This window comes from Luteibacter sp. P4_D7_3 (assembly GCF_056401735.1).
In genome coordinates, this window is sequence record NZ_JBFUIT010000009.1 from 34,039 (window position 1) to 43,827 (window position 9,789).

The 9,789-nt window shown below is 65.3% G+C and carries 9 protein-coding genes; 3 read left to right on the top strand and 6 right to left on the bottom strand.

Annotation, left to right across the window (positions count from 1 at the left end; all coding sequences use genetic code 11):
- Positions 1-6 precede the first annotated feature (6 nt).
- Positions 7-2,001 (bottom strand): UvrD-helicase domain-containing protein, encoded by a 1,995-nt coding sequence (locus tag AC1DSN_RS02230; RefSeq protein WP_063572073.1) that lies wholly within the window; start codon positions 1,999-2,001, stop codon positions 7-9.
- Positions 2,002-2,166: 165 nt separating this feature from the next.
- Between AC1DSN_RS02230 and AC1DSN_RS02235 the strand changes: the two genes are divergently transcribed.
- Positions 2,167-2,820 carry a thymidine kinase gene (locus AC1DSN_RS02235; RefSeq protein WP_477329429.1) on the top strand — a complete coding sequence of 218 codons (654 nt, stop codon included), beginning with the start codon at positions 2,167-2,169 and terminating at the stop codon, positions 2,818-2,820.
- Complete coding sequence (locus AC1DSN_RS02240) at positions 2,817-3,590, top strand: hypothetical protein (RefSeq protein ID WP_477329431.1); 774 nt, start codon at positions 2,817-2,819, stop codon at positions 3,588-3,590. The genes AC1DSN_RS02235 and AC1DSN_RS02240 overlap by 4 nt, the downstream gene beginning before the upstream one ends.
- A gap of 19 nt (positions 3,591-3,609) precedes the next feature.
- Here AC1DSN_RS02240 and mutM read toward each other — a convergent pair whose 3' ends face one another.
- From mutM to AC1DSN_RS02265, 5 genes are read right to left on the bottom strand one after another with little or no spacing between them, the layout of a single operon-like run.
- The gene (gene mutM, locus AC1DSN_RS02245; RefSeq protein WP_477295729.1) at positions 3,610-4,422 is read right to left on the bottom strand and encodes a bifunctional DNA-formamidopyrimidine glycosylase/DNA-(apurinic or apyrimidinic site) lyase; all 813 of its coding nucleotides are present in this window, start codon (positions 4,420-4,422) and stop codon (positions 3,610-3,612) included.
- A gap of 51 nt (positions 4,423-4,473) precedes the next feature.
- Positions 4,474-4,965, bottom strand: a complete 492-nt coding sequence (locus AC1DSN_RS02250) for a hypothetical protein (RefSeq protein ID WP_477295731.1) — start codon at positions 4,963-4,965, stop codon at positions 4,474-4,476.
- A gap of 1 nt (position 4,966) precedes the next feature.
- Positions 4,967-6,313 (bottom strand): GldG family protein, encoded by a 1,347-nt coding sequence (locus AC1DSN_RS02255; RefSeq protein ID WP_477295733.1) that lies wholly within the window; start codon positions 6,311-6,313, stop codon positions 4,967-4,969.
- Positions 6,313-7,068 carry an ABC transporter permease gene (locus AC1DSN_RS02260; RefSeq protein WP_477295735.1) on the bottom strand — a complete coding sequence of 252 codons (756 nt, stop codon included), beginning with the start codon at positions 7,066-7,068 and terminating at the stop codon, positions 6,313-6,315. Before AC1DSN_RS02260 ends, AC1DSN_RS02255 begins: the two co-directional genes overlap by 1 nt.
- Positions 7,065-7,796, bottom strand: coding sequence for an ABC transporter ATP-binding protein (locus AC1DSN_RS02265; RefSeq protein WP_477295737.1), 732 nt, complete (start codon positions 7,794-7,796; stop codon positions 7,065-7,067). Before AC1DSN_RS02265 ends, AC1DSN_RS02260 begins: the two co-directional genes overlap by 4 nt.
- Positions 7,797-8,038: 242 nt before the next feature.
- Here AC1DSN_RS02265 and AC1DSN_RS02270 point away from each other — a divergent pair, with 242 nt between their 5' ends.
- The gene (locus AC1DSN_RS02270) at positions 8,039-9,232 is read left to right on the top strand and encodes a DesA family fatty acid desaturase (protein ID WP_213948869.1); all 1,194 of its coding nucleotides are present in this window, start codon (positions 8,039-8,041) and stop codon (positions 9,230-9,232) included.
- The last annotated feature ends 557 nt before the right edge of the window (positions 9,233-9,789 follow it).

A 9,789-nucleotide genomic window follows, 5' to 3' on the forward strand; every position in this document is an offset into this window, starting at 1 on the left:
GCGGAATCAGGTGCCGCCGGCGAGCATGGCGCGGATGCGCGCCATGTGGGTGGCGGCGGTTTCCATCTTCACTTCGGCATCGGCTTCGGGATCCTTGCCGTCCCAGTGGAGATCATCCTGCGGCAGTTCCTCGAGGAAGCGACTCGGATCGTTCGAGAGAACCTCGCCGTACTTGCGCGACCGGGCCGAGAACGACAGCGTCAGCATCTCCTTGGCGCGCGTGATGCCGACGTACATCAGTCGTCGCTCCTCGTCCAGGCGGCCTTCGTCGATCGCGCCTTCGTGCGGCAACGTGCCGTCTTCGCAGCCGACGATGAAGACGAAGCGAAACTCCAGGCCTTTTGCCGAGTGCAACGTCATCATGCGCAGGGCGTTGCCCGGATCGTCGCGGTCGGCATGACTGAGCAGGGCGAGCTGGGCAGCGATGTCGCCGGTACGGCCGCCGTCCTTGCTCATGGCACGGAACCAGTCGGCCAGTTCGCGCAGGTTGCCCAGACGGCGCTCGCGCAGCACTTCATCGGGCGTCGAGGCTGCGATCTGTGCGCCGTAGCCGGTCTTCTCGATGATCGTCTGGACCAGATCAGCGGCGCTGAGGTGGTTGGCGTCGCTGCGCAACTCGTCCATCAGGCGTGAGAAGTTCGCCAGGGCGGACGCGGGACGCGAGGAGATCGTCTTCAGTACGGTATCGCTGCGTGTCGCCTCGAGCAGCGAGGCATTGCGTGTCTGCGCCATCTGGCCGAGTTTCTCGAGCGATGTCGAGCCGATTTCACGCTTCGGCACGTTGACCACGCGAAGGAAGGCAGCATCATCGGTGGGGTTGGTCAGGAGACGCAGGTAGCAGAGGATATCCTTCACTTCCGCGCGATCGAGAAAGGACAGTGCACCACTGAGGTGATACGGCACCTTGGCCAGGCGCAGCGCCTTTTCCAGCACGCGTGCCTGGAAGTTGCCGCGATACAGGATGCAGAAGTCGTCCCACCGCGCGCCCTTTTCCTTGTACTTCTCGTGCAGGCTGGAGGCGATCGCGGCGATGCGTTCGGCCTCATGGTCGTTGTCCTTGCATTCCAGCACGCGGATCGGCGGCCCTTCGACGTGGTCGCTCCACAGCTTCTTGTCGTGGACGTGCGGATTGTTCGCGATCAGCTGGTTGGCGGCGCGCAGGATGCGCTTGGCGCAACGGTAGTTCTGCTCGAGCTTGATCACGCGCAGGTTGGTGAAGTCGCGCCCGAGCTGGTCGATGTTTTCCGGGTTGGCGCCACGCCACGCATAGATGCTTTGATCGTCGTCGCCCACGCAGGTGAAGCGTGCCTTGGGCCCGGCAATCGCCTTGAGCAGGCGGTATTGCGCGTCGTTGGTGTCCTGGTATTCGTCCACCAGTAGGTAGCGCAGGCGTTCCTGCCAGATGGCGCGCGCGTCGTCGTCGGTTTCCAGGATGCGCAGGGGCAAACGGATGAGATCGTCGAAATCCACGGCGTTGAAGGCGGCCAGGCGCTGCTGGTAGAGGTCGTAGATCGTCGCGGCTTCGATCTCGCGCGGGCTGCGTGCCGCGGCCATCGCCTCTTCCGGCGTGAGACCGCCGTTCTTCGCCTTGCCCACCAGGTTGCGGATGCCCTGGATCACTTCGGGTTTCACGCCCTTGGGCGAGAGCTCCTTGAGCATGTTGGCGCTGTCGTCGGCGTCGAGCACGGAGAATCCGCGGCGCAGCTGGGCGCGTTCATGCTCGATCTGCAGGAACTTCAACCCGAGCGCGTGGAACGTGCAGACGGTAAGCGCTTTCGCCGATTCGTCTGAAATCAGCTTGCTCACGCGCTCGCGCATTTCCTTCGCCGCCTTGTTGGTGAAGGTGATCGCGGCGATCTTCTCGGCGGCCAGGTGTCGGCGCGAGATCAGGTGCGAGATTTTTTCCGTGATGACACGGGTCTTGCCGGAGCCGGCGCCGGCCAGCACGAGGAGGGGGCCGTCGCAGTATTCGACAGCCGCGTGTTGCTGCGGATTGAGCATAGGGGATCGGCCGGACAGGGCAGCGGACGAGGTCACGGATGGTAGCAGGTGGAAACCCGTCGGCGGGGTTCCGGAACAGGCTCACGGGCCACGAGACCGGCCCTCGGCCCCCAGCGGTCGGGGGCTTGGCGGTACCATGTGCGGTCACGCACCGGAACGATCCGCATGGCCAAGCTTTACTTCTACTACTCGGCGATGAACGCCGGAAAGACCACCACGCTGCTGCAGAGCGCGCACAATTATCACGAGCGCGGCATGCGTACGCTCATCCTCACGCCAGCGTTGGACAATCGCTATGGCGAGGGCATTGTCGCTTCACGTATCGGCCTGCAGGCGCGGGCCATGCGATTTGCCGGGGACGAGAACCTGCTGACCATCGCGGAGCGGGACATCGACAGCCGTGGCCCCCTGCACTGCGTGCTGGTGGATGAAGCCCAGTTCCTCAGCAAGGCCCAGGTCTGGCAGCTCTCCGACGTGGTCGACAAGCTGGGTATCCCGGTGCTCGCCTATGGCCTGCGCACGGATTTCCGCGGCGAACTCTTCGAAGGCAGCAAGTACCTCCTGGCCTGGGCGGACAACCTCGACGAGATCAAGACCATCTGCCATACCGGCAAGAAGGCGACCATGGTGGTGCGCGTGGATGAGCATGGCCGGGCCGTGACCCAGGGCCCGCAGGTTGAGATCGGCGGGAACGACCGCTATGTCTCCGTGAGCCGCGCCGAATTCAAGAGCATCACCGGCGGCGATGGCCGTATCGAGCTGCAGCAATCCGTGCTGCCGCTCGGCGAAAGCGACCCAGACCAAGGAAAAAGCRCGTGACCGAGACGACGAATACCGCCGCCGCATGGCCGCGACCGCACTGGCAGCCCAGCAGCGAGGAAGCCGTGCTGCTTTTCTTCGTGTTCGGCGCGTTCCCCGAAGATCTCGTGATCCCCGCGGCGCGCTACGGTAGCCCTGGCCTTCCTGACGGCGTGGAGCTCCAGCGCTTTCAGAACGCCGTGCTGGCGCGCTGGGAGGGCTACCCCCTCTCCGGCGCGCTCGGTGAACTGCTGAAGGAAGACAGCCCGGAAGCCTATGCCGCTGCGAAGGCGGCGCCGCACGTGATTGCCATTCGTGGACGTTTTCCCGATAGCGACCATCTCGACTATCTGCGCGACACCCTGGGTGTCGTGGCGGCGCTGACCGATATAGGTGGCAAGGCCGTGGTCGATCCGCAGATACTCTCGCTCTTCGACGCCGCCACCTGGCGCGAGCACTACCTGGTACAGGGCGGCGCCCCCACGCGACATCACGTGCTGATCCTGTGCAGTCCCGAGGAGACCAAAGGCCGCTCGTGGATCCGTACGCGGGGCATGCGCAAGTTCGGTCGTCCGGACATCAGCCTGACCAACGTGCCCGATAACCAGATCGATCGCGCGGGCGCGCTATCGGAACGATTTGTCGACCTGGGTGCCTTGGGCGCGCACTTCGAGCACCACCAGACGGTGGAAGTGGATGGCGTGAAGGGTGGCCTGACGGTCGAGCTGTCGGGTGACGAGAACGATCCGATGTTCAACAACTCGCACGCCGCCATGCGATGGCCCGACTGAAACGTTTTGGGTCGCGTGGCTAGCGCTGGCAGCGCGGGCAATAGAACGACGCGCGCTGCCCGAGCGTCACGACACGGACCGGCGTCCCGCAAACCTTGCAGGGCTCGCCGGTGCGTCCATAGACGAACAGCTCCTGGAAGAAATAGCCCGGCGCGCCATCGGGGGCGAGAAAGTCGCGCAGCGTGGTGCCACCGCGCGTGATGGCGTAGGCAAGGATGCGCTTCACCTCGTCGGCGAGCTTTGCATAGCGCACGCGCGACACCTTTCCTGCGGCGCGGCGCGGATCGATGCCAGCGGCGAACAAGGCTTCGCTCGCGTAGATATTGCCCACGCCGACGACGACGGCGTTATCCATCAGGAAGGTCTTCACCGAGGCGGTGCGGCCACGTGACAGCTTCCAGAGCAGGTCACCGTCGAAGTCGTCGGTGAGCGGCTCCGGCCCGATACCGTCGAGCAGTTCATGGGTTTCGCCTGGCATTTGCCAGAGCAGGGCGCCGAAGCGGCGTGGATCGGTGAAACGCAGGACGCGGCCCGTGTCCATGGCGATGTCGACGTGATCGTGCTTGCCGATCGGCGTTTCCGCCGGCAGTACGCGCAGCATGCCGGACATGCCCAGATGAAGCAGGGCCGTGCCGACCTCCGTGCGCAGCAGCAGGTATTTCGCGCGCCTGTCCACGGCATCGATAACCTGGCCGGGAAGGAGGGTGGATATCTCCGCCGGGATGGGCCAGCGCAGGTCCGGACGCCTCAGCACGACACCGGTCACGCGGTGTCCCTCAAGGTGAGGAGCGATACCGCGGCGGGTGGTTTCGACTTCGGGAAGCTCGGGCATGACCGGAAGATGGGGTGTTTCAGGTCGTCGGGCAAGCGCCAGCACGTGCGCTCATGGCACCGGCTTCAGGGTTGTCGGCAAGGCCTGGGTGCGTGGCGCACGGGGAAGTGCCTGTGCCGGGACGAAGGCGATGCGCTTTCCTACGCGCGCGTAGCGTTGCTTTCCCAGGGCGGTCATTTCGCCGAATTCGATGCGCGTGCCGTCGATCGTGAGCACGGCGATCGGTGGCGCCAGGCCAATCTTCACGGGATCGAAATCGCCAGCGGGCTTCCAGTCGGCTACGGGCGTCGCCGCCAGCGAGACCAGTTCCTCGGCGCGGCCTTCGTCGGTGGCCGTGGCATCGAGATTCACCCAGCGTCCGTTCCTGCGCTCGAACCGTTGATCGGGCAGGCCTTTGAGCGCCACGGCCATGTGTGTTGCCGCATCGGGATCGACCGACGTGAGCGTGTGCTCCTGAGCTTCCGCATTGTCGGCATGCCATTGCCAGCCGACGGCGGCGAGCAGCAGCACGAGGACCGCGATGGCAATGATCCGTCGCGTCACGTCAGCGCCTCCTTCGGCGCCATGCGATGCCCGCGCCGAGGCCTACGAGCAAAGCGGGCAGGGCGACCAGAAAGCCTAGGGTGATGGCATTGAGCCCGTCCTGCGAGAGCGAAATGACCCGGTCAGGCGCGCCGCGCGTTGGCAGGTCTACCAGAACGTCGTCGCCGAGCAGCCAGTCGACGATCCGCTCGCCGAGGGCGCGATTGCCGCCGTTCCCCAGGTAGGTGTTGGAAATGAAATCGCCATCACCGATGACGACGGCACGCTGTTCGCTTTTCGCCGGGCTCGGCGAGAGGCGGTTCAGCGCGAAGCCAAAATCCAGCGGACCTTTGAGTTCGCCGGTTTCCGGATGGAAGGCGATGGTCGAGGGCTTGTCGTTGTCGATGCCATCGAAGGCCGTCCAGCTGCGCTCGCCCGAGCGCAGGAAGGGCACGACGGCCCAGTCGTGGTCGGATACCTGGGCCAGCGCGGCGACTTGCGGAAACAGGCTGGTATCGCGGAAGCCGCGCGTGATCGCGTGGAAGGGGTAGTCACCGACCGCGACGACGCGAGGGTCCTTCACGTTGAGCGTGCTGCCTTGTCCATCGACCAATAAGCCGGGAAGAACGCGTATGCCGAGGACATCGGCAAGCGCGCCGGTACCCAGGTCCGCATTGCCTGGTTCGGTCAGCCAGAGGAGGTTGCCGCCGGAACGGACGTAGTCGACCAGCGCCGCGATGCTGCCTGCCGGCAACGACGCCGTGGGGCTGGCGAGCACGACGAGATCGGTGTGCTCGGGAACGCCCTGGGTCTGGCTGAAATTAAGCGGCACCGCGCGAATGCCACGACGTTCCACCTGGCCCATGAAGGTGCCGAGATCGGCGTTCGCTTGGCCGTCGGCCTGACGCTCGCCGTCGCCGGTGACGAAGGCGACGACGCGCTCGCCGCCGCGCGCGAGGCGCTCGAGTGCGTTGGAAAGGTTGCGTTCGTTGATCGGGCTTTCCACACGCTGTTCGCGCCCGGCATAGCGCACGAACAAGGCACCGTTACCGGCGATACCCATCTGGCGCGACGCGACGGGATCCAGGTCCGGGTCGACGAACGAGAGTGTCAGGTCCTTCTTTTCGCGTGTGTAGCGTTCCATCACGGCGGCGACCTGCTCGCGCAAGGGGCCGGTGGGCGATAGGTAGCCTACGACGTCGACGCGCCCCTTCAGCGTGTCGAGTACGGCAACGCTCTCGGGCGCGAGGCTCGCACGCGCGCCTCGCGTCCAGTCGGCGGTCCATACGTGACGCGAGCTGAGGAACCCGAGGCAGCCTGTCGCGACGACCAGGGCCAGCAGGATGAGCCAGCGATCGAGACGGCGCATTACTGACGCTCCCTGTCGCCGCCGAGGCGGCGCGTGGCGAGGATAAGCGACAGGGCAATCGCGAGTACGAACCAGATCAGGTCACTGGAGACGACGAGGCCGCGCAGCAGGTTCTGCAGATGCGTGGCCATGGTCAGCCATTCGAGGAAACCGCCGCTGATACCGGCAGCCTGCGCACCACGATCCACTGTCCACAACACCAGGGTCACGATGAGCGCCATGGCCGCCGAGATGGCCGGAAATGAAGTGGCCGCGGAGCAGGCCACGCCGATGGCGGCGAGTGTTGCCAGAAGCAGGGCTGTCCCGAGCGTCGCGGCGGCGAGCTTCCCCCAGTCGGCGGTGGATTCCGCACCGACCACCAGAGGCATCGCCAGGGTGGCCAGGAGCCAGAGACTCAGCCAGAGGAGGACGGCAAGGTATTTACCCAGGACGATCCGCCACGGTGCGAGTCCGGTCGAGGCGAGCAACGCAAGCGTACCGGTGCGGCGTTCGCCGGCCAGCAGCGACATCGTCATCAGCGGAACGACCAGGAAGGCCAGCTTGGCCAGTTCGGCCAGCAAAGGTATGGCGACCAGATCGGTGAAGCCCGGCGCATCCGCCATGCCAGCCAGTTTCACCTGATCGCCGAGGAACTGGCCGAGGCCGAGAACGAAGCTCCAGGCAAGCCAGGCAATCGTCAGGGCGGCGATCGCCCAGGCCAGAGGGCGCACGGTGAGCCGGCGCAATTCAAGTCGGGTCACGGCACCAAGGCTCATGGGCCTGCTCCCGTCGCGATGGCGAAGAAGGTGGCTTCCAGCGTCTTGCCGCCTGCCTTGTCGTGGAGCGGCGCGTCGTGGCGAAGGCGTCCCTCGTGCAGGATCGCCACCCGGTCGCACACAGCGACGACTTCACCGAGTACGTGGGTCGAAAGGATCACCGCCGCCCCGGCTGCCGCCCGCTCGCGAACCAGCTTGCGCAATTCGCCGGTCTGAACAGGGTCCAGCGCGTTGGCGGGTTCGTCGAGGATGATCAGTGCCGGATCGTGGACCAGGGCGCAGGCCACGCCGAGGCGCTGCCGCTGGCCCTGGGAGAGAACCCCTGCAAGGCGTCGCCGCATGTCGCCCAGCTGGAGGCGGACGATCATTGCATTGGCAGACTTTCGGGCCGCCGTGCGGGAAAAGCCGCGGAGGCGGGCAAAGGCCAGGAGATGTTCCTCCACTGACAGTTCGGGCCACAGGGGCGCAGCCTCGGGCAGCCAGCCGACCAGGGAGCGGGCAATGCCGGGATGCGTCACGAAATCGCGACCGTCCAGGGTGATGCTTCCCGCTTCCGGGCGGAGCGCGCCTGCGAGCATCGACAACGTGGTGGATTTCCCGGCGCCATTGACCCCTAGCAGGCCGAGGACTTCACCACGGTTCAGGGAAAACGAAAGGTCGGTCACGGCTGCGCGGCCGGCCCGGCGACGGGAGAGACCCGCCACGTTCAGGAGCGGAAGGTCGGTCATGCGCCTACGTCGCCGAACGGCGGGCTATTCGCAGGATTCTGTGCCCAACGTGCGGTCACGGCGGGTGGCTTCTGAACGGCTGGGAGGAATCTCATGGCGCGATTGTGCGCAAACGGCTCCGTTTCCCACAACCGCCGGCTTCACATTTTGCCGAAGAACGTGCTGGTGGGTATGGAAACAGGCGGTTAGACTGCCGATATACACTTGTACTTTCCCTTCACTCCCCGCGCGGTACCGACTAAATGCTCGACACCCTGCTCGATTTCCTGGCCAACGGTCTCTCCCGCGCAAGCTGGGGCGAAATGGTGGTCTATCTGCTCGTGCTGACGCAGCTCACCATTTTCACGGTGACCCTGTATTACCACCGGAGCGCGACCCATCGCGGCGTGGATTTCCACTGGACCCTCAACGGCTTCTTCCGTTTCTGGGGCTGGCTGACGACGGGCATGGTCGTGCGCGAGTGGGTCGCTATCCATCGCAAGCACCACGCCAAGGTCGAGACCGAGGAAGATCCGCATAGCCCGCAGGTGTTCGGGATCAAGAAGGTCTTCTTCGACGGCGTCGCCCTCTACCGTGAGGCCAGCTACAACAAGGCCGACATGGAGAAGTACGGTCGCGGCACGCCCGACGACTGGTTCGAGCGCAAGCTGTTCGGCAGCCACCCGTACTGGGGCCCGACCTTGATGGCGATCATCAACGTGTCGCTGTTCGGCGTGGTCGGCCTGGCGATCTGGGCCATCCAGATGATCTGGATCCCGTTCTGGGCCGCGGGCTTCGTCAACGGCATCGGCCATTGGTGGGGCTACCGCAACTTCGAGAGCTCGGACACGGCGACGAACATCTCGCCCTGGGGTTTCTGGATCGGCGGCGAAGAGTTGCACAACAACCACCATGCTTTCCCGAGCTCGGCGAAGTTCGCACTGCGCAAGTGGGAGTTCGACATTGGCTGGGCCGCTATCTGCACTCTCCGCGCCGTGGGCCTCGCCAAGGTGCTGCGCGTCGCACCGACCCTCAACATCCGTCCCAACGTGCACCTGCCGGACGCCGAGACCCTCAAGGGTGTGCTGGCGCTGCGCTTCCAGGCCACGACCGACTACTACCGCAACGTGATCCTGCCGACCATGCGCGAAGAAGTCAGTCAGGCGGGGGACAGCGTGAAAGCCGTGCCGCGTCGCGTGCGCCGTGCACTGGCCGATGGCGGCCGCTGGCTGGACAACGATGCCCGCGAGCGCATGCATGCCGCGCTGGCCAATCGCCCGACGCTGACCACGGTGTGCGAGTTCCGCGCCCGTCTGGTGGCGCTGATGGAAGAGCGTGGCGCGGATAAGGCGCTGAAGTCGCTCCAACAGTGGATTGTCGAAGCGGAGCAAAGCGGAATTCGCTCGCTGCAGCAGTTTGCTGAAAGATTGAAGGGATACTCGGCGGTGGGCGCGTAAGCGGTTCGCTCGCTGGTAGACAAAAGGCCCGCCACTGGCGGGCCTTTTTTTTGGTTCATCTCGCACCTCGCACCTCGCACCTGGCTCGCCTTCGCCGTCGCTTCGTACACTTGGGCGTCTCGCGGGGAGACCTTGGTGCCCACCCTCGCGGCTCAGACACGTCCTCCGCGTTCGCAAAGGAAAGGCCGCTCACGCGGCCCATGTATCTATTTGGCCTACGGTCGCTCCACTTGTGCGGAACTCGCCTCGAGGGTGGACACCAAGGTCTCTCACGACGATACGGTCAGCGGGAAGGAGAGCCGTTGGTGTGGATGTGGCCGCCCAAGCGGACCGTTACGGCGGGCGTGCTGGTACGGACGCTCCGGCTCGGTGAGCGCCTTCCTCGCCGCTGCGCTAGCTCGCGCGGCCGATCGCGACCAGCGCGCCAGGGTTGACCGTCTGGCGACGGCGACGAATCAGCAGCCGAAGCAGCGTTGCTTCGGCTCGACCCACACGAACCTCAGGGATGGGAAGAGCCTTCGGTGCCCACCCTCGAGGCGAGTTCCGCACAAGTGGAG